The sequence below is a fragment of the Bradyrhizobium sp. Ken64 genome (assembly GCF_055807555.1).
The window spans coordinates 105,340-127,292 of sequence record NZ_JBVVPA010000009.1 but is presented as its reverse complement, the minus strand read 5'-3'; the positions used below and the strand labels follow the sequence as shown (position 1 = coordinate 127,292).

Genomic DNA, 21,953 nt, shown 5'->3' with positions numbered 1-21,953 from the left:
CCAAAGCTTGCCAGCTTCCTCGACGAGGCCGACAACGAAGTTGCTCGCCTAATGACCTTCCCGTCGCAGCATCGGACGAAACTGCACTCCACCAAGCCGGTAAACCGTATCACCGCCACCGATCACCCGGCTCTTGCAGCCGAACGCGTCCACCGGCCGCCGCCTACACCGCGGTAGGAGACACGGCCAGAATCGAACCTGCAACCAGATCGGTAGCATGAGCGGCCGGCTTTCCGAAGGCGCTACAAGGGTTACTACGGTTTTGTTCGGGATCGCTCCGGTCGAAAAGCTCAATCAGATTATTCTATTTCGAAACTGGCGGGATCGAAATCGGAGTTCAGGCCCAATGCGAGTTTTGTGTCCGCCCCACTTCTGTCGGCCGCCGCCTCCGGTGAAGACCTCGAGCCGCCGCATCGCCTCGTGATAACAATACGCACCATGCCCATTTCCGGGCTTAACGATAAAACTAACCCGCAATTCGCAGATCACATCATCATGCGGCAGGTGGCCCCTGAAAGCGCTTGCGCCATCGGTTTTTATGCTGGCGAATGAACGATGCTGCGTCGTCCGAATGCAGGGAGTGAGCGAACGGACCGATCGGCACTGTCCCAGACAGCCTCGCTCTGCTCGCAATCCAGGTCGGCGATCACATCTTCGAAGGCAGAGATTGCCTGTTGAAGGACCGCGATCTGCCTCATTTCGTCGTCGTCGATCTCACCCACGCGGTTTCGTAGCGCCACAACAAGCTCTCGACGGCGCTCCTTCAACTGAACGAGTGGCAGACCATGATCAGGCGGATAATTCATCGCGGTATCTCCGTTTCCAAGCCTATCCATCTTAATCCAGACCTGCTTCAACTGCGTTGAAACTGCTGTTCAACTTTTATAGTTTGCCTGGAGGCTTCGGCTCTTATGGAGATTTCAGGTCCGACGTAAACAAGGTGCATGGCTATCCAGCAGACACAAAAGGACGGAGCGATGCGCATGCTCTGATCCACCAGCCAGGAAGCTCACGCTCCTCGACATATTGTGGCACTCCGTTGAAGCGACCGCATCGAATTGCCATCCAGGCAGCACCGACAGAACTCCCGGACTTAGCGGCACCAGCTAGCGCGTCGGTGGGCTTGCTGACAAAGCCTCGTCAGACGAAGGGGCATCACGCGGTAAGGTTGACCGGTTAGGTTAAAAACCGAGTTGTGTTGTTTGTTCCGCGAGCTGCGCTATTGCACTGCCATGGGCAAAAAGCAAACCAGGACTTCAGACAGCCAGCCGCCATCCGAAGCTCTTGGCCGCATTCACCAGGAAGTACTCAAGCTGAGGGAAGAAGTCGAAGCAGAACAAGCGCGAGCGGATCGATCAAAGCTCCGCGGCGCGGTCACGTGGCACCTGTCAAACAGGCGGGCCCGCTCCAATTCGAAAGCTTAAGGTGGCTTGCCGGGCGGTACCCCGGCTCGAAATCCGATGCACGGAGGATAGCCTAGTACGGGTAGACGATCAGGTGCGTGATGCTGAACGGAAGTGCAACGTAATGCCTTCCGGGAAAGTACTTTTCGTCTCCCCTTAGCATCGCACAAAACCCTCTCAGCCGAACGCGCGAGCACGTTTTTCGTCAGACACATTCCCGTCGCTCGCCGCAGCCTGCGTCTCGAAAGTTCTGAACGAGACCTTAGGGCCGGGTTTTTGGCTTGGAGGCGCATAGGCTAGAGTGCAAAACGGAAATGAACTATCCCGTGCATCAAGCACGGAGTTTAACGGCTGCGTCCCGATCGACTGTTTCCCGAAGCTCGCGACCTACGTCGCTACATCGAATGCCAGCTTCTTCAGACTTGCCACACCCGACACCCCTTCGGAAGATGAAGGGACATCAGCCGTCTCACCCGTTGTCTGCCCAAGCGCGATTCGTGCTCACCGTTGGACCCGCCTTCTTGGTTCCCTTTCCGGTCGGCCCGAGCGAGTAGACATTGTAATCGCCCTGCTCAGTGACGGAATACTGATAGGGCCGTCCCCACGGATCCTGCAAGGTTCTGGCGTTCTTCAAATAGGGGCCATTCCAGCGAGGAGCTTCCGGAGTCGCTTCAACCAGCGCCCGGAGTCCCGCGCCCGGGCTCGGATATGAACCATTCTCCACATAGTACATCTCGAGAGCCGTGTTGATGTTCTCGATCTGAAGCTGAGCGGATTGCGTCTTTGCTTTCCCGAAATACCCCATGACTTGCGGTGTCGCCATGGCAGTCAAAGCCGCGAGAATGCCCATCACAACGAGCAACTCCAGCAACGTATAGCCGGCCGCCGCCGATCGCGGCTTGGCATGACGAAGATTTTTGAAGCGACGTGGCGCTGAAGATTTACGCGTGTCGACGGTCATGATGCCCCCAAACAGATACGCTCGTATTTCGGGGTATCCTCATCGCGTCCCGTGTTCATCGGGTTAATAGAACCGGTAACTTCGAGCCAGCCTGAATACGGGCGTAGTAACCCGGTGAAAATGCCAGGCTCCGCGCAAGGCAGGCGTTAAGCTTTTCGGCGAGTTAACGGCACTGGTAGATGTGCCAGATCGGCCATCAAGCTTAACCGGCGACTCTGTTTGTCGCGCGATCAGGCCAGCCTATAATCCGCACCATAGCTCGTAAGGTCAGAAGCCAACCTGAATGGTTGCGGGAGTAATCGACTTGCAGCGCATCAACATATCCAAGAGCATTGTGCTCGACCCGGTCGAGAAGTCTCTATGCCTGCGCTATGCAGAGGTTCTCGCGCTTCGCAAGGCCGTACGGAAGGAAAGCTCTACCCTGGCAACCAAGAGGCCCAAGCGGAGTGAGCTCAAACGAATGCATGGCAACGGGAAGTGATCTTCATTCACGCCGAATCTTGATCGATGCTCGTTGCGAGCTCACGCCCGCCGGCTAACGCCGCAAACCAATCCGTCAGCTCTCGACCCGATCAATCGCAGCGGTTGAGAGTACGCAATCGCGGCCCGTCAAACCAGACCAGACGACACCGGACCACGTCGGGTCGTCCATAGGCGTCTCGCGCCCACTTACCATAAACCGCGTATTCGCCGTATCCGAAGGGATAGTCGTAGCCGTCGTCCAGCCTGTTGTTGGCGTAACGTCCGACAGGGTGGGAGAGATCTGGTGTCACGACCGTCACAACAGGAGGTACAATCCTGGAAAGGCGGGCATCGTAACCGTACGCGTTGCGCCAATGAAGCTTGCGATAAGGTCCCGCCCTGTCGTTCGCTTCGACCATGGAAGGCGCGAACGTGGCCAATACTGCAACGGTGGTTAGTGTGAACGTCCTGGCTTTCATGGATCTCCTCCCTCTGTTCGGCCACCACTAAAAGCGCGACGGTGATCAGTCTATCCTGGTCATGGGCCAGGCAAGTACTTCTCGCCTGAGATGTGGTTAAGCTTCCAGCGAGACGATTGTTAAGATGCACTGACCAATGCAAGGTGCCGCGCTGCCAGAGGCACTCATCGCTAAAAGTTATCGACGTTTGGCCCTTTGCCCTGCATAAAAGGAGCATGAACAGATCGATCGTCACGACGACGCTTGCAATTGCTGCCTGGGGAATGGTGTCCCTGATTGGCTATGCGACGCTGACCAAGGTCCAATTCATCTATGTCGTCTACGGAAAAATAAAGCCGTTCTTGTTCGGGGCGAACATGGCGACGTGGGCGCACCTGGAGCACGTGATTGCCTTCTCGATGCTAGGCATCCTGTTCGCACTGGCTTACCCACGGCGTCCGCTTGTGACATGCTCGATCGTAGCCGGCATCGCTGTGGTTTTTGAACTGCTTCAAACACTAACTCCCGATCGGCACGGCACCCTGATGGACGCGTCCGAGAAGATCGTAGCCGGCTGCATCGGCATTGCCGTCGTCGCGACGATTCAGTTCGTTCGATCTGCCAACAAGCCTTCGGGCTAGAGGCCCGGCGCCGCTTGCTTGTTTATCCAGGAAGGGTTGCCATCGGATCGAATACCCACGCCAGCCACAGCCCAACGGCGAGATGGGGGCCAAACGGAATGGCATGCCGCCCCTCGACTTCGTATCGCGCAGACCTGAGCAAAAACGCGCTGGCAAGCGCCGAGACGACAGCGATCAAAAGCAGGGCCGGCAGCGAACCAAAGCCGATCCATAATGTAGCGGCAGCGAGAAATTTGACGTCGCCAAAGCCAAACCCGTCGTAGCCACGGACCCAACGATAGATCGAGCGGAAAGCCGTGATCGCGATCAGCACGATCACGACTTCCGCAAGCCGGTACATTATCTCGCCCAGATCCAGGAGCCACACTGCCGCGAAGCCGCAGACAGCCAGCGCTCCGACAAGTCTATCCGGGATGATGCCAAAACGGGCGTCGATGGCGCAGATAGCTGCCAAAAGTGATCCGAGCATCACGCTCAGCAACAGATAAATGGCCCACGTCTGATTGGCCGACCCGGACGTGAGAATCCCGATTAATCCAGCAACAAGGAGCCAAGCGACAATTACCTGGTCTCGATAGGGCTCGCGGCAAGCCAGAGCACGCGCCAGGTAGTGTCCGGTCCGCGTCGCTGTTTTGCGCAGCGCTGCGATCATTTCGCCAGGACAGTCAGCTGCAAGGTCTGCCGTTCACCATCAGCCTCGAGCACAATCTGGTTCGGCCTGATTTCGGAGAGCCGCCAGCCCAACCATTGCTCATTCAATGCGATCCAGAACCCCACCGGGTTCTCCGAAAAGGTCAGAAACGCCTTGGCTTGCTCGCCGTTGATGAAGACACCTCTGAGCGCGACGCTGGGGTCGAGCATCGCTCGCGTCGATGTCGATGGGACAACGGCAGGAGGCGCGGCCACAGCCAGAAGCTGGCGGCTCCTGGAAAAGAGCGGACGCTGCAGGATGTTCTCGTAGGTTCCGCCACTCCGGCTCTCCCGACCCGCCGATGCTCGGTTACCACCGCCTGACGCCGACTGGTTGGCGATCGCCAGCTCCAACGACACGATGGCCAGGATCGGCCCAACGGCAGCGAGCCCTGTCAGCACGGAAAGGCCGACCAGCAATCCTCGCCTGAGAGGCGCCAAAGACTTCAGCTCGCGGCGGCTGGGGATTTGACCCGGCAGACGCCGGCGAACACCCGCGGACGCCAGTTCAAGACGGGACCTCAGGGCTGATTGCCAATGTTGCCACCGAGTGTTTTGGGAAACCAGCTCGGTCATTTGTTGGCTGCCTTGGCATCGCTCTCGTGCCGGTTCTCGGTCAACAGCGGTCCGGCGGTCGAAGCAGGCGAGCTACGCAGTGCTCCTTCAACCGTCAGGCTTGCGCGCATACGCATATCGTCTCCGTCGGCGAGCGTTCGTAGCGACAGGTCTGTGACAAACAGGAACGGCGTCTGCGTCTCGATCGCGGCAATAAGCTCCCGCACGGCCGCAGCCGCGCCCTCGACTTCCAGCCCGACCGCAACTGCTCGCCACTGTCCCGCCCGACGCCCCGCCAGGCCGCGGACAGCCTGCACCGCCAAACCCTTCGCGCCGGCCACGGCCTGCAGATTGGCCTGAAGGTCTGCACTCGCGACACGCTCCTCGGCTCCCGGCAGATACGGGTCAGTATCCGATGGAGAGGACTTGGCGATCCTGGACGCCTCATCTGCGACATGCCGGATCTGTGCGAGCTGCGCTGCGCTATCCAAGATGTCATCGTTTCGCTCGGCGAAATGAGAGGCGATTGGGCCCATAATCGCAAAGAATACAGCCGATACGATCGCACAGTTCATGCCGAAGAAAATCAGCCGCCGCCGGAGTAGTGCGCCAGTCATGATTGTGGCCTCTCCGCCGGCATCGCAATCCGGCCCGCACCCTTCCGGAGCTTCAGGCTCATGCGAAACCGGTCCCGCTGCTCGTTGGCATCCGGCGTGATCGGCCCGACCAGAGTTGCTCCCGTGAAAAGCCGGGAACCGTCCAGAATCCGCACCAGTCGGGCAGCATCAGACGACACACCAGATAACGTGATGGTGCCCCCGGCAACCCGGACTTCCGTCAGGAATGTATGGTCCGGAATGACACGAGACAGTTCGTCCCAGGCCGCGAGGCTGCCCGGCACAGCTTTGAGCGCCACAAGTTGCGCAGGCGATCCTGCACCCTGTTGCCCAAGTTGTACGCCCTGCTTTGCTTGGTAAAGTTCTTCCTCGAGCCCCGCCGCTCGCCTTGACTGCCACCACTCGAATGCGAGCATACCGGTCATCGTCATAACCAGCAGAGCGAGCGCAAGGATGCGGGTCGCTCGCAACACCCAGGCTGGATCCTCCTGCCGGCTTTCTCCGAGGGTCACAACGGCGATTGGAGTATCAGTCGCCGGCTTGACCGCAATGAAGTCGATCTCGGATACCTGAAAACCCAGCCGGGCAATCTCGGACCCGGCCCGATCCCTCGGAATGATCCAGTGGCGAAAGCCCGCCACGCCGTCATTCGAAGGCTTGTCCGGCGTCACACCATGCCAGATCTCGGTAAGCTGAAACGGCGTGCGGTGAACGACTTCTTGCGCGAGAATCCGTTTCAGCGCGTCGAGCTCTGATCGAGGCAGCCTGAACTCGCGCTGGAAGAAAAGATCGGACTGCAGTACGACACCGACCTGTACGGCATCGCCGGCGCATCCACATTCCTTGATCCACTCATCCAGCTGCAGGCGATTCAGACGACTTGCCTGGAAGCGGCATTCCCGAACGCCAGGCGGAGCCACCAGGTGACACACGACGGTATCGTCCTCCGTCCAGACGAATAGTCGCCTTTCACTTCGAGCCTGCAACGCGTGACGCCAGGCGGCTGGCATGCACTCACGCAACTCATCCATCCACCAATGGGTGAATTGCCGCCACCCCTCCGCAAGCGCACGCGGGGTCTGCAATCTGCTCACCGAGACGTCGGTCATCGGCCTGATTTCCCTGCAAGTCCGAACATCGATCTGTCGAGTATATTTACCAATTGTTTACGAGGCGTAACGCGGGCGTGGGTCACGAGCCGCCCGGCATCCCTTCGTTGCGAAGCGCCACGATCATGGCGGGACCGTTGCGTCCCGTGTCCCTGAAATTCATGCTTATTTCGACCAGCGCAGGCAACCGCGCGGCCTTGATCCAGTCGTCGCGCCACACTGCATCGCCTTCCCTGCCAGCGACCCCGAAATAGCGAAAACGTATGTCGCGCAGGCCCCTGACGATCGTCGTCGAGGAAACCGGCGACTTGCGAGCCTCGCTTTCTTTCAACAATCCGAATACCTCGACTATCAGTTCATCGTTACGGCGACGAATGCGGACGTCCTGCAAGCCCCCTTGCAAGGTGCGCCCCTCACTCAGAACCACGAGGCGCAATTCTTCTTGTTGTCCATCAAACAGAAAGCTGCCGGCCTGCTTCGCACCGGGTGCAGGCGTGGCCGAAGCGATCAGGCTGCGGAGGCTCTCTCGCGCCGCATTGGTCGCCGCTTCGATACTATTGCGTCGGTCGGCATCAAAGGCACGAATAGCCATAGACAATCCTCCGACGATAAAGCCCGAGAGGATCGTCAGGATCGCCAGCGACACCAGAAGCTCGATCAAGGTAAGCCCGCGCTGGGACTCGTGCTGACACGATCTGCGAAGCCTCTTAGGCCGAAGTCGGGTCATTGCTGCTGTCCTGGGGCAAGCTTGAGAGCGGCCAGCCTGGCTTCTGCTCCTGCCTCATCCTGGACGACAATCTCAACCCATAACATCGTCAACAGGGTTTCCGCTGGAGCGGCTCCATCCGGCGTTCGGAGTTTACCGGGCTGAACGGGCGTCACGATCTCGCGCCAGCGGTATCGCCCGATCCGCCCCTCGCGACGACCGCTCTTGAACGGGGCGGCGCGGCCAACCATCTCAAGCCTGGATTCAGCGATCTGATCAAGGGCCTGCTTGTTATGCACTTTGGCATCAGCCCGCAAAGCCGTCGTGATTCCAACCACCAGAGTGCCGAGGCCAACGGCAAGCACAACGAAGGCGATCAGCACTTCTATCAGCGTGAAGCCGCTTTGGGGTGCGAGGCGCCTGCCATGAGCGGGCAAACTGTATGTAGAAGTGCGAGCGGACATCACTCGATTCTCGAGTCGCCGGTGAACCAGTTGACAACGACGCGCTCCGTCCGCCCCCGATAAGTGAGCAGGATCTCTCCACCGCTGGAACGGCCATCTGGATAGAACCGCACGCCCCCGACTGCACCATGTCGTTCAGTCACCGCGACGGTCAGGGCCAGCTCCATACCCGCAGGCAACTGGCGCATCGCGTCGATGGCTCCGAAGCGGCCGTTCTGCGTATCGACGCCAACGACAATTTCAGCGTTTCGAGCCCGGGCCCTGCTGCGGGCCAGCTGGAGAGTCGCTGCAATCGAGCGAGCTTCGGCGTTAATCCGCGCAGCCGCTGTTCTTGGCTTCGCTGCCATGACAGAGGCCGAGACAAGCGCTATGATCGAAAGCACAACGAGTGTCTCTATCAGCGAGAAACCGCCAGAAGCTGAAGCGATCCTCCTCATTGATACGCCAGATTGTTGATGGACAGAACTGCGCTCATCACCTGCAGGATCAGGGCTCCCACCAGTCCCCCGATCCCGACGGTAAGTAGCGGAGTCAGAAGCCCGACAAGTTGCTCGATCTTGCCCTGAACTTCACTTTCCAGGCTGGAAGCGACGCGGACGAGCATTTTTGCAAGCTGGCCGGTCTCCTCGCCCACTGCGATAAGGCGTATCATTGCTGGAGGAATCAACCCCGATCCACCGAGCACCTGACTCAGCGCCTTGCCCTCGGGCACCTGACTGATTGCCTCGCTGTAACGGGCGCTCAGATATCGATTGTTCACCAATGAGCGTGCCGTTTGCAGCGCGGCCATGAGTGGTACCCGGGCTTCCACGAGGCTGCCGGCCGAGCGAGCGAACTGGCTCGCCTCACGTCGCTGGATGAGAGATCCAACGACAGGGAGGCGACATTTGAGATGATCGAGCCTCTTCATCGTCTGTTCGTCACTGACTATTCTGCGACAGGCGATCCAACCAGCGATCGCCGCCAGTACGCACCAAAGCAGAAGCCGGGCCCAACTATCCGGCAGATCGGCAAGGACTGCCAGAATGCCGGGCAGGGGCAGACCTGAGTCAGAGAAAATCGGCGTGAGATTCGGAATGAGCACGAAGACGATCACGGCAATCGACATCAGCGACATCAGCAACAGAATTGCAGGATAGACCAGAGATCCGCGGATTTTGTTTCTGATCTCAACCCGCCGAGCCAGCATTTCTGCGATCAGCATGAGCGCCTGTGCCGTCTGTCCTCCGGCCTCTCCGCCTGCCAGGATTGCAATGTAGTCAGGCGGGAAAACCTCTGGCCTCCGCCCCATCGCCTCAGACAGCTGCAGGCCGGCCAGGATATCCTTCAGTATTCCGTTCGCGAGGGCAATCCGCCTCGGTGATGCGCCAGCGCCGGCGAGCACTCGAAATGAAGCATCGACCGGAATGCCGGAACTCACGAGTGACGCAAGCTCAGTGGTAAATGCAGACAGCTCCTTCAGTCCGACGCGCCTGGAGCCCCGCCCACGCAAGCCAGCATTGCCGGGTTCAATCAGCGGGGTAGTCGAATGTGAACGGCTGTCCGCGCGAAGCACTGTCTCCACTGGCGTGAGGCCGGCGCTGTAGAGCGCCTCGACCGCCGCATCCAGCTCGTCGGCGACGATCGTGCCCGAGGTAACGACGCCTTGCCTGGTATAAGCACGATACTGGAAAGTGGACACGCGATGCTCCTAACTCGATCGCGAGACCCTGAGCACTTCCTCAATCGTCGTCTCACCCAGAGAGACTTTGATGAGGCCGGCCTCGTAGAGGGTGTGAAAACCCGCACGTCGCGCGAGAGAGATCATGGTCCGTCGATCGTTGTTCCGTCTGCCAACTGCTTCCCGCATGTCGTCGTCAACAACCAGAAGCTCGGCAACGCTCGTTCGCCCGAGATAACCGGTGCCGTGACAGGCGTCGCAACCGACGGCCTCACGTGCACCCGACCAGTCAATTGCAAGACCTTCCGGAACTGGCCATTTCAGGCGCGACGTAATCTCGGCGCGATAGGCGGCTGGACACGCGCAGTGCGGGCATAACCTGCGTACAAGACGCTGAGCCATCACACCGGTGAGCGTCGAGGCGAGCAGATAACGTTCAATGCCAATGTCCATCAGGCGGGTGATCGCGGCGATGGCACTGTTGGTGTGGAGCGTGGAAAATACAAGATGACCGGTCAGCGACGCCTGAACGGCTATGCGGGCGGTCTCGAGATCACGGATTTCACCGATCATAATGATGTCCGGATCCTGGCGCAGGATCGAGCGAAGGGCGGCGGGGAAATCCAGCCCGATCAGTGGCTGGACCTGGATCTGATTGATGCCACCGAGTTGATATTCAATCGGATCTTCAACAGTAAAGAGCTTCGATTCCGGGCGATTTAGCTCGTTCAACGCAGTGTATAGCGTTGTCGTCTTGCCACTTCCTGTCGGGCCCGTGACCAGAATGATGCCGCTTGGCAGCGACATGAGACGATGAAGCCCCGCCTGAATGTCTTGATCGAGACCGAGCTTGGAAAAATCCAGTTCGACCCTGGTCCGATCGAGAATTCTGAGGACAAGGCTCTCGCCGAACGCCGTCGGCAGCGTCGAGACGCGCACGTCAATCTCGGTTCCGCGGACTGCGGTCTTGATACGCCCATCCTGGGGCAATCGACGCTCGGCTATGTCCAGCCTTGCCATGATCTTGATGCGTGTCGTCAGTGCCGCCTTGAGCGTCGATGGCACAACGCGCTCTTGTTGTAGAAATCCATCAAGCCTGATTCGAACCAGAACTGTGTCCCGTCCCGGCTCGATGTGGACGTCGGACGCTCCACGCTCGACTGCACCTGCGATGATCTGGTTCACCAGACGGATGATCGGCGCTTCATTGGCGATGTCACGCAAGCGTTCGACGTCAATCTCGTTTCCGTCCGCTACGCCGGCGGCAACAATGCCCTGATCGTCGCCGGATGCTTGCGCACCAGTATCCTGGTAGAGCTTGCGAAATGCGCGCTCAATGTCCGCGGGAGCGATGACAGCGAGATCCACCTTCCGGCCAAGCATGTAGCCGATCGCTCTGTGCGCCTCCTCGTTGAACGGATCGACAGTTGCTAGCAGTAGAGCCCCGTTGGAAGTCGATATCGGCAATGTGCGACTGGTCTTCAGGAAAGGGAGCTTCAGGCGATCTGCCAGCACCGGCTGCGGCGGGACATCGGACGATCGCACGACCTTGAGCCCGCAATAAGCAGCATATGCACCACAGAGATCAGCCTCCGAAAGCAGGCCGAGCTTCACCATGACGATATCCAGGCGCTCGGAAGCGGCTTCCGAAGCGCGCCTCGCCCGGGCAATCGCTCCTGCATCGACAAGGCCTTCGCGCACCAGAAGCGCTGAGAACGCATCGGCGAAGCCGTCCTCCTTTGGCTTGGGAACATTGACCAAACCCGTCGGCGGCGACTCCTCGCATATAAATGTCTGTGCATGGGCGAGCATGGGTTTTCGGAGATCCTGACATCCGGCCATCCACACGCTAGAACGATTTTGTTAATTAAGGCTTTTCATACTTTATTTGCCATTTTCATATACGAACTCGCAATCGATGCGGCGAACGAGGTCAATCCTTGCAAGGACGGTCCATGTCGATTGCGCCTGCATGTCGCCGCATGCGGCATCGTCGCGAAGTCCCGAACAGCCATCCCTTCGGCTCCTGCGGGCGCCGCGGCTTCGCGTTGATTACGGTGATCTGGGGTCTTGGTCTCCTCACACTGCTCGGCGCGGCCGTGATCGTTGGCGCTCGTTATCGCGCCAGGACCGCGCTGGCCGATGGCTCGGTGCTCTCATCGGCTGCAGCTGCAGAAAGCGCCGTGAATTTTTCCATCGCAAGCATGCTCTCGCCGACGCCGGATACCGGCTTTCCAAAGAAATGCCGAATGCCGGGAGGCGAGCAGGCCGAAATAGTGGTCGAGGAGGAGGTTGGCAAGATTGACATCAATGCCGCCGGGCTGCCGACCCTGGAGCGTTTCTTTGTGGCGGTAGCAGGGGACAAGTCGCTCGGAGGCAGAATTGCGCAGAACGTCGTCAATTTCCGGAAGTCACTCCAGCACAAAGAGACCGCTAGTCAAACCCCGCTCACCGGCAATCAGACCGCACCAACGAACGCGCCGAACGACGTAAAACGCTTGGGCTTTTCGACCATCCTGGAGCTGGATCAGATCGACGGCATGTCGCCCGCATTGCTCCGTTCCGCAATCCGCTACACAACTACTCTATCGGGCCGGGTAGAGCCTGTGCCAGAGGTGATGACACCAGCCTTGCGCCTGCTGATGGGCCTCAATCCGGGGCAGGCCGAAGCCAGACGCCCGACCCTGCCCGGGAGCTTCACTGTTCGGGTCGACATCCGCGCAATCGACGGGTCACGGTACATTCGGGAAGCTCTGGTGTCAGTTGGAGTAGCCTCCACTCAACCCTACCTCATCCGCGAATGGCGACGTGGCGACATAATCTCAGCCGCCGCCGCAAGCCAACTGACGAACAGCGGCCCGGTCCAGACCTGCTTCAAGCTATAAAGCCGACACAGGACGTTCAACCCTTTGACCGAAGAACGGCCTGAGACCTGGAGTTTCTCGCCGATTCTTCCAGCCGCTCTCTCTCTTCGGCTACAGCGGGACCAGGCTCGAGCACCGTACATCCTTTCGTACGCTGAAGATCGGTCAGAGCATCCAGCCGCCGGCGTTCGTCAGTCAACTGCTTTGGTGCATCGAGCGGAAACCGGTCGGAATCATAGCCCGCCAGCGATCCTGCCGCGAGCCAGTATTCGAGGCGAGCAGCGCGCTTGACCGAGAAGCGGAACGAGCCCGCGATCGCGTTGCAGGACATGGATTCATCGACGGGCAACAGCATATAGGGTGGCGGCGGATCAATCACGTAAGGCTGGCTGGTCACGCAACCGGCCAATAGATACGGCAATGCGCAAACGCTAACCAACCGGGAGACCAGGCGACCGCCTCGTATCACGGCGTCACCAGGCGCTGCGCGGTATTGAGGGGCGCCCGCTGGCGCGTTGTGGCGTGCGGCATATAGACATTCATCTTGCGGCGATATTCTTCGGTGACCAGCCGGCTTTCGGTCCCGTCGCGAACAACCTTCGGCGTGATCAAGATGACGAGCTCGGTTTTCGCAACCGCGTCCTTCTTGTTTGCAAACAACGCACCAACCCCCGGAATGTCTCCCAGGATCGGCAACTGGTTGCTGCTTTTGCTGGCGCTGTCCTGGATCATGCCGCCCAGCGCCAGGACCTCACCGTCGCTCACGACAACCGTCGTCTTGACCCGTCGCTGCTGAATGGTGGGAGAATTGATATTCGACGTCGTTGTCCTGACGACACTACTGACTTCCTGCTCGATATCGAGCTGTACCCGCCCGCTCTCATTGATGCGCGGGGTCACTGAGAGGATCACGCCCGTATCTTGCATCGTGATGGAGTTCACGATTGCTGTCTGGGCGGTAACCGTGCTCGTCGCAGTCTGCGTCGTGATCGGAACCTGATCGCCGATTTGAAGGCGCGCCGTCTTGTTGTCTAGCACCATCAGAGACGGTGTGGAGATGATATTGACATGAGTCAGGGCGTTCAGCGCGCTCAGGGTCGCCGCTATGTTCGCAGTGTTGATGGCATAGTTGAAACCGGGGAACGCGGCTGCCACGCCGCCGGTAAGAGCATTGGAGAATGTTGCGGTCGGAGTTCCATTCTTCGCAAATTGCCACTGCAGCCCAAACTGAAGATCATCATTAAGGGTCACCTCCGCGATCACAGCCTCGATCAAGACCTGGCTCGCCACCACGTCAAGACCCTGCACGACGCGCAGCACGCGTTGGTAGTCGCGCTCATTGGCCATGATCAGTAGCGAATTCTTGGTGTCGTCAGCAACAATCTTCATCACTGGCTCAGCGCCCGTGCTGGATGCCGTGTTGTTGTCCACCATGTCAGCCAACGCTCCGTCGGGATCGCCGTTTGAAGAGCGCGATGCCACCATTGTGTCTGCCGCTTTCCCCAATCCTGCTTGCATGGTGAGGTCCGAAGCGCCGATGCCGGTCGCCGAGGATTTGCTCGCATCGCTTCCGAAGGAGATCTGCTTCGATTTCGGCGCGACGCTGCGGCTTGTCGGGCGCACGACCTTCATCTCTTGCGAGAACATGGACTGAAGGATTCCGGCGAGTTCACCGGCTGTCCGGTTCTGGACTTGATAGACGTGAAGTTGCGGTTCTGTGCCGCTGGCGCGGGCATCAAGCCGCCTGATCCATGATTGCGCGCGCGGGATGTAACCTGGATTCGAGGTCACGACGAGGATTGCACCGAGCCTCGTGTTGGCGATGAACCGCACCCTCCCCTTCAGGGGGCCCTCCTTGTCAGAGGCAAATACCGCTTTCAGCTCGTCGACCATCCTTTCAGGCTGAGCTGCCCTGACAGGTACGACTGCGAATGACATGCCCTTCATCACATCAACGTCAAAGATCGAAACCGAGTCGAGCATGCTGTCGATTTCGGCCTGTGAGCCCTTCAGCGCGATGATGTTGCGCCCATCGTCGGCCTGCACAATAGCTCCCTTTGGCACCATCGGTTCGAGCACGCGCGCCACTTCCGTGGCGGCGACGTATTTCAGCTGGACGATGCGAACGCCACTGCCGGTAACCGCACTGTTGGTAGCATCGCGGACAGTGCTTACAGCCCCGGTCGCAGACTGGTCGGCCGGAGCGATCCGGTAAATGCCACGGTTCTGCACCAACACTGCGCCGATCGGCGCAATGGCCGTCTGGAAAATCTCGAGGGCATCCGCTTTGGAGACCGGGTTACTGGTCTGGACCGAAACAACCCCGTCGACCCGGGGGTCGACTACATAGTTGACGCCGAGGAGATCTCCCAAAACCGTCTTGGCTGCCTGCTGCAAGGGAACGTTGGCCAGATTGAGGACGACATTGCCATTGGCAGCCACCGAGCTCGACTTGGCCGCTGCCGAGCCGATCATCCGGCCATCGCCACCCTCAACGGTGGCGACTGCCCTGGATGAGGGTGACGGAAGCGCAATGGCACCCGTCGGCATCAGATCCTGGGCGTTCGCCTCGAAGGATACTGGCTGGCCTGATAACCTGGGCTGAACGTTCAGCGTCGGACTGATGATTCCCGGGGCGCCACAGCCGGCGACGAGGCTTGCGAGCAGGCAAACCACAGAACCCGTGAGGGGGCCACGAGACATCGGCAAAGCAAGCTCCGAACATAAAAATGCGCACGCGCGGGAATTCGAGCGTAAACAACTGGTAAATCATCATGGTTAACCCAACGTAAAAGCCGTTCCGGCCCCGGGATCCCGGGCGGCGGGTTTCAGCGTGCCGGGAATGAACCAGACTGATCCTGCCTCAAGCCGGTCCTCTCGGGACGGCAGGGCTGCACAGAAGCTTTCTGACGAGGCGCAAAAGTGCACGGTCAGATTGGCTTCGAGACTGCCGTAGCTCCGAATAACCGAGCAGGGGTCCCGGTAGATCTTACCTGGGTTGGCAACTCTGGCGACAGACCTGCGCCTGGCTGTCACAGGACGCGAAGCATGGAGCGCCGAGGGTGGTCGGACAGACCCGCTTGCATGCAGCGTTCTGATTGTCGCAATTGGCCGTGCAAGCTTCACTTGCCGCATCGGCGAGCCGGAGCTTCGCGCGGCTGAAATCTTCCGTCGATGCCTGCGCGAGCTGAGGCAAGGCAAGGCCGATGATCAGGGCCATAACGAGTTTCACCTGGGGCCTCCTCCTTGCTGAATGGAGCGCTGCAACGGCGCGATCAATTCCAGATCCGAATTAGCGGCGGCCTGAGATCAGGAAGTCGTCGATCGAGCGGCCGGCCCGTAGGGCGGCCGTGAGCCATTTCGGCTGCTTTCCCCGACCCGACCATGTCTCGTAGGGAGCACTCAGATTGCGATACTTGGGGTGAACCTGAGGATAAGGCCGTCGTTCGCGCGAAGAGGGAGCGACGGGCGGATTGGCGGCCTCATTCTCACGACGAAGCTGCGCCAACCGCTTCTCAAGAGCTCGCTTCTCGGCGTTCAGCCGTACCGACAAGAGCTCATTGAGCTCCTCGTGTAGCTGCCAGAGCTCATCCAGCGACATGCTTTCCAGATTGGGCTTCTTCATCCGTCCGTCGTAGCGTAGCAGCTTCCGCTGCGTGAACTCGGCACATCATGATTCGATATGTTGAATGATGTTCCATTTTTTCACATTTTTCCAAGCGCGATTTATTTCCGTCCCCGCAAAGTTGGTACTTCGCGGCATGGAATAAGTGCAAGCCATTGAAAGAAAGAAGCTAAGAATAATTTATTGGCGAATTGATGTCACCGCGGGAAAGCAATCCTGCAGTTGCGATCCGCACGCAATTCTCGCGCTAATAGGCATTCCGCTTTCGGGCAACCTCGAAAAAGGTCTTGATCAGGATCTGGACATCGAGCCAAAGGCTCCAGTTGTTGACGTACCAAAGATCGAGTTTTACGCGCTCGGCGATGGCCTCCACGGTGGGCGTGGCGCCCCGAGAGCCATTGCACTGCGCCCACCCCGTCAGCCCCGGCTTGACATGATGCCGGAAGGCATAGTCTTCGAGGATTCTCTCGAAATAGCTGTCATGGGCAAGCGCATGAGGTCTGGGACCGATCAGAGACATCTCACCCGTAAGAACGTTGAGCAATTGCGGGAGTTCGTCGATGCTGGCGGCCCGCAGGAAGCGCCCGATCGGCGTCACCCGCGGATCCTCCCGACTGGCTTGAACCACGACTGGACCATCCTCCTGCACTTTCATAGTGCGGAATTTCAGCATTACGAATTCTTTGCCGTTGAAGCCTTTTCGACGCTGACGGAAAATGACCGGCCCTTTACTGTCCAGTTTGATGGCAATCGCCGTGAGAACAAAAATCGGAAGCAGTGCAGCCAGAGCCGGTCCAGCAACCAGGATGTCCATCGCACGCTTGACGACCCGCTCGACCGCGCTCAGCGGCGCACGCTGGATTTCGACGGCGAGCACCCGTTGACGCGCCGACGACACGAAATTGGACAGCGATCGAACGTGCAAATCCGGCAGCAACCGCGAGGAAACCGGTAAGTTCTTGACTTTCTCCCGCGCAAATTCAATTCGCGCGTCATCGTTCCAGGGGAGCACCAGAAGCACCTCCCGGCAGTTGTTGCGACGAACAAAGGCCCCGACCTGGCCAAAAACGCCTTCGTCGGCAGCCAGCCGCTTGTCGCAATCGGGCTCGCTGCTCAACAAGAACTCTTTGACGTCCGTTGCCCCGAACAGCGCGAGGCGATCTCTCGGGGCAAGGGCAAGAAGCTCTCTCTGATCACCGACAAGGACTGCATCCCTGCGTCTGATTCCCCCCTTCGCAACAGCCGACGCCAAATTGGTCTTGGTCGCCTTGCGGACAGCCAGGAGACCGATCGGAGTCACCAGATAAAAAGCGAAGAAGGCGCCGCGCGAATAATCTCCGCCGATTTTCAGGATGAAGGCAAAGAACGCCAGCAGGATTCCGGTGCTGAACCAGCAAACGAGGATTTCCGTGATCTCGACCCCGGGCTTGGCGCTGTCGGGCAGGTCATAATAGCCGATCCCGCTCATACGCAGGATATAGATGAATGCAGCCATGAGGCCGACCGCACAGCACGGCAGCAGGCTCGGTACGGGGCTGCCCGCTGCAAGATGGTAGACTATTCCACCACCAATGCTCGCCAGAATGATGATGAGCGCGTCCGAGGTAGACAATGCGTAGGGAATAAAGTCCGACGACCAGATTGTTCCCTTTTGGACATGCGCCTGGTCGACCTGACGCGCTTCTTTCTCGCGAATATCCGAACCAATCGACATCAAACTTCACCAAATTCTAACGGCAAATTAATCAGGGAGATGAACCACAAAAATCGGCTTTTGACAAACGTCCCAATAACTTTTTGTTAGCAATTTTAAGCTTAGGCTCGTTGCCTGTGCGGCGCAACATGAATTTAGGCGCCGGCTCTCTGCCCCGAGCATGGTTAAGGCAGGACGACGCTGCACTGGCTGTTGTGCGCCAGCACGTTCCTGCACCTTCACTCCGGCGTCATCGTCCTGCTCCCGCCCCGTTAGGGGCGCCACCTCTTTGAAGGATTCGCCGTCAGGTTGGACGAGGGCCTTGTCGGATGGGTTGGTCATCACCGCCGCCCGGTCTTCCTGAGCGCCGCATGCCTGGATTGAGCGCCCGTGCCTGCTCAACCAGGTTCCCCACAGTCTGACTTACGCTCGGCACCAAATATGAGCCGAGAAGCCCTGTGGGTCGGCTTCCAAACGACATGCGTATGGATCCGTCCCCAAAAGGGTCAACTTCTGTTTTGGCCGCCCGGAGCCTGGAAGCCATGGAACAGAGTTACCGGGCCGTGCCGGAGAATGAACCAGCATTGCGCAAACATGAGAAGGATCGTGAATGCCTCGCACTGGTGCCACCATGACCAGCAACGCGAATCCCTCCGACGCGGGCACCACTGCCAGGCGAGACCTTGGCCGATTCGATGATCGCAGTGCAACCAACTGAGAAATCAAGCAGCACGGAGTGGCAGTCATTGCTTCCGTGCCGGATTGACTCGCCCGCAACCATAGAGCCGAATGGTCTTTTGTCTTCGTGGGCGCATTTATGAGCTACTTCGCAGAACTGCAGACCGGTCATTGGCTGATCCTGGCTGGATGCGTTTCGATCCTCGCAGGGGCAATCGGGATGTCGATAGCGAAATCGGGCTGAAGAACCGATCAGGGGTCCCATGAAAAGGACCTGTCAGAGAGTGCGGTTGTAAATTGCGTTCTCAGGCGTCGGGTTCTCAAGCACTCTCAAGGGACCCTTCGGTAGAATCACGAGCCCACTTCGACGCGACAACTGGAGCAGGGCACACTCCGGACCGGATTGAATTTAGCTTGGCGACAAACCTCAACCCGACGCCTGGCTTGGTGAGAGGTATCTTGAGCCCGTCCGGTGATCACTACGCCTTCGGACCTTTCCTCCTACCCTGTTCAAGAACAGCGGTACCAATCACGGGGTCAAGTTGGTCGGCTTCGGTAACGTCGCAGGCGATTACTTTCCAACTCAGCATCCAGCTTCAGTTTTGCGGAAATCTGCCGGCAACTGACGATCCATACGCCGGAGTGACGAGCTATACGTCAGGCACATTGATTGTGCCTGAACCATCAACCTCGTCGATGATGCTCTCCGGCTTTCATGGTGTACGCTTTCCAGCCTGACATGGTCGCAAGCAGGCCCGCTTGTTGCCTGATCTCAATTGCTCATCAACAACTACAGAGAGCGCCTCGGGCGGTCTTTCTTTTCATTGGTCGCAGGCTCGGCGCACTCTATCCTGATAGCGCGGCCGAGCATTTGGATTGAGCTGATCCACTTCGGCGCAATCGCTCTGGTAAATCGAGTTCTGACGACTGCTGTTACCTTTATCGGAGGCGCTCGGCGGCAAGCCCTCGCGCTTGTTCGGACGTCCATCGACACGCAAGTCAACGGGCCCGTTTGGTTGTCGCAGATCGACCTGCGCCAGCGCAGGTGTAGAGACCAACATTACGGCAATGACCCAGGTGGTGAAGCGGGACATCTTGCCCTCCGGACAGCTGTTGCAGGGATAGGCCAGTATCGGCGGTTTCGTTCCGCAAGCCCGATCACGTACTTGGGAACGGCACCGGCTGGCGATGTATCGAGAATACTGCCGACAGAGATGGGGATTGCAAACAATGATCGAGCTCAACCTGGCCATCGCAACTGGTCTCCGCGCGTTGCTTGCCGGAGGGCTTGTGCCGATACGACGTGCGGGCGGCGCGCGCCACTGATGCAGAGACGGCCTTGAGCGTCCTGCCTTGTCGCTAACGGAGACGGGATCTCCCTTAACCTTGAGAAGTGAGGTTAATCCGAACCTGTCCTTGAGACCAGGGGCGCACCCGGCTAATGCTTGTCGCGCCGGTCGCGGATGGTCTTGCCCCCAGGTCGATCCCCGAAGACCACGATTTGAACTGTCCGGCATGGGCCGCCAGCAACGCCCCCAGGTCTGGCGGCCCACCTTTTGCTGGAGCGCGCGGATGTCATTCAAAGACCCTCGGACCACTTCATCGTTCGCATGTACGAAAGCCTGCGGGATGAAGCGCTCACCCATGACAGATTGGGCTTCCCTCCCGCCATCGACAAGGCGAGAGAGCGCGCCGAAGAGCTGTATCAGCAGATCGAGCGGCACGCCGTGTTCTGCACGCGTATCGAACGGCCGGAGGAAAACACGATGGTTGAGAACCTGTTCAGAGGGTCCGTGGACAGCGGCTGGGCGAGGTCGCCGCACGTCCGGAGCCTCGAATGAGCGGTCGTCCCCCACAAGCACATAGCTCTGGTGAAAGAGCTATCAGCGAATCGAGCGGCGGCTGAGCTAAAAGATGCGACTTTGCATCTGCAGACAATCCAGTAAGCAGCCGGACGTCAACGCCACAGCCGCAGTCGAAGGTCAAGAAACCCCAATGTTCGACAAGACAGCAGATCAAAGTGATGTGGCGATTGAGAGCCGCAAACGTTCCGACCTGGTCTTCCCTCTGGTATTCAGTGCAAGTGCGGTCGTCGTTACTGTCGTCTGGCTTGCCGCGATTGGTTGGTTGGTATGGCAACCGATCGGCTACCTGGCTGCCTTGTTATTCGAATAAACAATCCTGCTTGGCAGCACATGAGTCTACCCAGGCGGAACAGGAGTGTGCGATTTCGATAGCATCCATCTGCTTTGTGCTTGGTGCCTGCTTCTCGTTGTCCTTTGTCGCGTTTAAACCCAGGATCGACGCGTGGCTTGACAAGCAATAGCCTGGCGTCGACCAAACTCCCACGGACGCTCGACAATCGGTCAGAACCTGTCCATGTCAAGCTGCGCGGCCAATATTGAGCACAGCGAATCACCTTTTCAGGTGGTTCAGCAGAAGCCTTCGGCCGGCCTTGTGGTTTGCGCGCGCCGGCCCCTTCCGGGCCGAACAATGCAGGCAAATACAGCCTTGCCGGGCTGTTTACGCGTGCTTCCCACTTTCGCTTCTCCGATCACTTTCGGGTGCAACGTAAACTGCCAGGTTGCCCCCTTTACCAGCACGGGCCTGCTCCTGAGCCTCCTGGCTGCGGCTAGGGCCAACAGAGTGCGCCTGCCTTATCGCACCCCGACTTCGTTGGAGTTTCACGTCGTATGCGAGCAGCCAGAATCCTGTTGCGCCTCGCCACCCTCGGGTGGCTTGCCTTTATTGTTTTTGCGACCCTGTCCCGGCTTTCATCGAGGCCAACTCTTGTCAACACCGATACGGAGCTGATCACAGCTTTTGAACGGTTCTGCGCTTACGCCGTACTCGGCTTCCTTTTTCGGCTTTCAGTCCCTGATCGCCCAAGGCTGGTCGCGATCTCTATCCTGGGGATTATCGTTGGACTCGAGTTTGCGCAGTTCGTCGTTCCAGATCGAGACCCGCGCCTGATCGACACACTGGAAAAAGCGCTTGGTGGCTGGGTTGGGTTTTTCGTCTCGTTTCTCGCCGAAAAGGTTTTCCGTCGCGTCTTTCGTCTCGGCTAGGCGCCATCAAACGGCTCGCACTGGGATGTCCGGTTTGCCGCCAGCATCGGCCGAGGAGCGGGTGGCCCTCCGCGTCCCTTGATGGGCCAAATTGCTATACCGCGCCTGCAGGCTGGCAAAAGCCGCCCGAAGGCCGCCCAGTATCAAACCTTGATCACGGATCAGATGGCCCTTAATGCTGGCCTCGACTTGCGCCCATAAGCCGTCAAGCTGGTGCCCGCGAAGCCAGAAATGAGCACGGCCCATATGGAGGGCTCGGGTAAAGCAGCTACACAGCAGGCCTATAGTCCCAGGTGATC

22 protein-coding genes are annotated in these 21,953 nt (G+C 58.9%); 5 read left to right on the top strand and 17 right to left on the bottom strand.

Features of this window, described 5'->3' with window-relative positions:
* Nucleotides 1-536 precede the first annotated feature (536 nt).
* The 3 genes from AC0L2F_RS17365 to AC0L2F_RS17355 all read right to left on the bottom strand — a co-directional run bounded on the left by AC0L2F_RS17365 (nt 537) and on the right by AC0L2F_RS17355 (nt 3,305).
* Nucleotides 537-806: a hypothetical protein gene (locus AC0L2F_RS17365; protein WP_245313457.1), complete on the bottom strand. Its 270-nt coding sequence runs from the start codon at nt 804-806 to the stop codon at nt 537-539.
* A gap of 1,066 nt (nt 807-1,872) precedes the next feature.
* Nucleotides 1,873-2,364, bottom strand: coding sequence for a type II secretion system major pseudopilin GspG (gspG, locus tag AC0L2F_RS17360; RefSeq protein WP_063993684.1), 492 nt, complete (start codon nt 2,362-2,364; stop codon nt 1,873-1,875).
* Nucleotides 2,365-2,936: 572 nt separating this feature from the next.
* The gene (locus AC0L2F_RS17355; protein WP_156526826.1) at nt 2,937-3,305 is read right to left on the bottom strand and encodes a hypothetical protein; all 369 of its coding nucleotides are present in this window, start codon (nt 3,303-3,305) and stop codon (nt 2,937-2,939) included.
* Between the two features lie 215 nt (nt 3,306-3,520).
* On the opposite strand from AC0L2F_RS17355, the gene AC0L2F_RS17350 reads away from it, so the two are divergent.
* Nucleotides 3,521-3,925, top strand: a complete 405-nt coding sequence (locus AC0L2F_RS17350; protein ID WP_473249183.1) for a VanZ family protein — start codon at nt 3,521-3,523, stop codon at nt 3,923-3,925.
* 22 nt (nt 3,926-3,947) lie between these two features.
* Here AC0L2F_RS17350 and AC0L2F_RS17345 read toward each other — a convergent pair whose 3' ends face one another.
* From AC0L2F_RS17345 to AC0L2F_RS17305, 9 genes are all read right to left on the bottom strand, one after another.
* Nucleotides 3,948-4,577, bottom strand: a complete 630-nt coding sequence (locus AC0L2F_RS17345) for a prepilin peptidase (protein WP_473249182.1) — start codon at nt 4,575-4,577, stop codon at nt 3,948-3,950.
* Complete coding sequence (locus AC0L2F_RS17340; protein ID WP_473249181.1) at nt 4,574-5,191, bottom strand: hypothetical protein; 618 nt, start codon at nt 5,189-5,191, stop codon at nt 4,574-4,576. Before AC0L2F_RS17340 ends, AC0L2F_RS17345 begins: the two co-directional genes overlap by 4 nt.
* On the bottom strand, nt 5,188-5,787 hold the full coding sequence (gene gspM, locus AC0L2F_RS17335) for a type II secretion system protein GspM (RefSeq protein ID WP_473249180.1): 600 nt from the start codon (nt 5,785-5,787) through the stop codon (nt 5,188-5,190). Before gspM ends, AC0L2F_RS17340 begins: the two co-directional genes overlap by 4 nt.
* Nucleotides 5,784-6,896, bottom strand: coding sequence for a PilN domain-containing protein (locus AC0L2F_RS17330; RefSeq protein ID WP_473249179.1), 1,113 nt, complete (start codon nt 6,894-6,896; stop codon nt 5,784-5,786). The genes gspM and AC0L2F_RS17330 overlap by 4 nt, the downstream gene beginning before the upstream one ends.
* An 82-nt stretch (nt 6,897-6,978) precedes the next feature.
* Nucleotides 6,979-7,623 (bottom strand): prepilin-type N-terminal cleavage/methylation domain-containing protein, encoded by a 645-nt coding sequence (locus AC0L2F_RS17325; protein WP_473249178.1) that lies wholly within the window; start codon nt 7,621-7,623, stop codon nt 6,979-6,981.
* A complete protein-coding gene (locus AC0L2F_RS17320) occupies nt 7,620-8,066 on the bottom strand; it encodes a type IV pilus modification PilV family protein (RefSeq protein ID WP_473249177.1) in 447 nt (148 codons plus the stop codon). Before AC0L2F_RS17320 ends, AC0L2F_RS17325 begins: the two co-directional genes overlap by 4 nt.
* Nucleotides 8,066-8,503: a GspH/FimT family pseudopilin gene (locus AC0L2F_RS17315; protein ID WP_473249176.1), complete on the bottom strand. Its 438-nt coding sequence runs from the start codon at nt 8,501-8,503 to the stop codon at nt 8,066-8,068. The genes AC0L2F_RS17320 and AC0L2F_RS17315 overlap by 1 nt, the downstream gene beginning before the upstream one ends.
* Nucleotides 8,500-9,747 (bottom strand): type II secretion system F family protein, encoded by a 1,248-nt coding sequence (locus AC0L2F_RS17310; RefSeq protein WP_473249175.1) that lies wholly within the window; start codon nt 9,745-9,747, stop codon nt 8,500-8,502. The genes AC0L2F_RS17315 and AC0L2F_RS17310 overlap by 4 nt, the downstream gene beginning before the upstream one ends.
* Before the next feature lie 9 nt (nt 9,748-9,756).
* Nucleotides 9,757-11,538, bottom strand: a complete 1,782-nt coding sequence (locus AC0L2F_RS17305) for a GspE/PulE family protein (RefSeq protein ID WP_473249174.1) — start codon at nt 11,536-11,538, stop codon at nt 9,757-9,759.
* Nucleotides 11,539-11,681: 143 nt separating this feature from the next.
* Between AC0L2F_RS17305 and AC0L2F_RS17300 the strand changes: the two genes are divergently transcribed.
* Entirely contained in the window at nt 11,682-12,611 is a 930-nt protein-coding gene (locus AC0L2F_RS17300; protein ID WP_473249173.1) for a hypothetical protein, read from the top strand.
* 16 nt (nt 12,612-12,627) lie between these two features.
* Here AC0L2F_RS17300 and AC0L2F_RS17295 read toward each other — a convergent pair whose 3' ends face one another.
* The 5 genes from AC0L2F_RS17295 to AC0L2F_RS17275 form a co-directional block, all read right to left on the bottom strand.
* Nucleotides 12,628-12,987, bottom strand: a complete 360-nt coding sequence (locus tag AC0L2F_RS17295) for a hypothetical protein (protein ID WP_473249172.1) — start codon at nt 12,985-12,987, stop codon at nt 12,628-12,630.
* Between the two features lie 68 nt (nt 12,988-13,055).
* Nucleotides 13,056-15,065 carry a type II secretion system secretin GspD gene (gene gspD, locus AC0L2F_RS17290; protein ID WP_473249171.1) on the bottom strand — a complete coding sequence of 670 codons (2,010 nt, stop codon included), beginning with the start codon at nt 15,063-15,065 and terminating at the stop codon, nt 13,056-13,058.
* 817 nt (nt 15,066-15,882) lie between these two features.
* Nucleotides 15,883-16,215 carry an H-NS histone family protein gene (locus AC0L2F_RS17285; RefSeq protein ID WP_027516165.1) on the bottom strand — a complete coding sequence of 111 codons (333 nt, stop codon included), beginning with the start codon at nt 16,213-16,215 and terminating at the stop codon, nt 15,883-15,885.
* A 247-nt stretch (nt 16,216-16,462) separates the two neighbouring features.
* Complete coding sequence (locus tag AC0L2F_RS17280; RefSeq protein ID WP_473249170.1) at nt 16,463-17,929, bottom strand: undecaprenyl-phosphate glucose phosphotransferase; 1,467 nt, start codon at nt 17,927-17,929, stop codon at nt 16,463-16,465.
* A gap of 1,478 nt (nt 17,930-19,407) precedes the next feature.
* Nucleotides 19,408-19,680, bottom strand: a complete 273-nt coding sequence (locus tag AC0L2F_RS17275; protein WP_156526831.1) for a hypothetical protein — start codon at nt 19,678-19,680, stop codon at nt 19,408-19,410.
* A 462-nt stretch (nt 19,681-20,142) separates the two neighbouring features.
* Between AC0L2F_RS17275 and AC0L2F_RS17270 the strand changes: the two genes are divergently transcribed.
* The 3 genes from AC0L2F_RS17270 to AC0L2F_RS17260 all read left to right on the top strand — a co-directional run bounded on the left by AC0L2F_RS17270 (nt 20,143) and on the right by AC0L2F_RS17260 (nt 21,654).
* Complete coding sequence (locus tag AC0L2F_RS17270) at nt 20,143-20,427, top strand: hypothetical protein (RefSeq protein ID WP_063993696.1); 285 nt, start codon at nt 20,143-20,145, stop codon at nt 20,425-20,427.
* A 154-nt stretch (nt 20,428-20,581) separates the two neighbouring features.
* Nucleotides 20,582-20,761, top strand: a complete 180-nt coding sequence (locus AC0L2F_RS17265; protein WP_063993697.1) for a hypothetical protein — start codon at nt 20,582-20,584, stop codon at nt 20,759-20,761.
* 518 nt (nt 20,762-21,279) lie between these two features.
* A complete protein-coding gene (locus tag AC0L2F_RS17260; RefSeq protein ID WP_027516161.1) occupies nt 21,280-21,654 on the top strand; it encodes a VanZ family protein in 375 nt (124 codons plus the stop codon).
* The last annotated feature ends 299 nt before the right edge of the window (nt 21,655-21,953 follow it).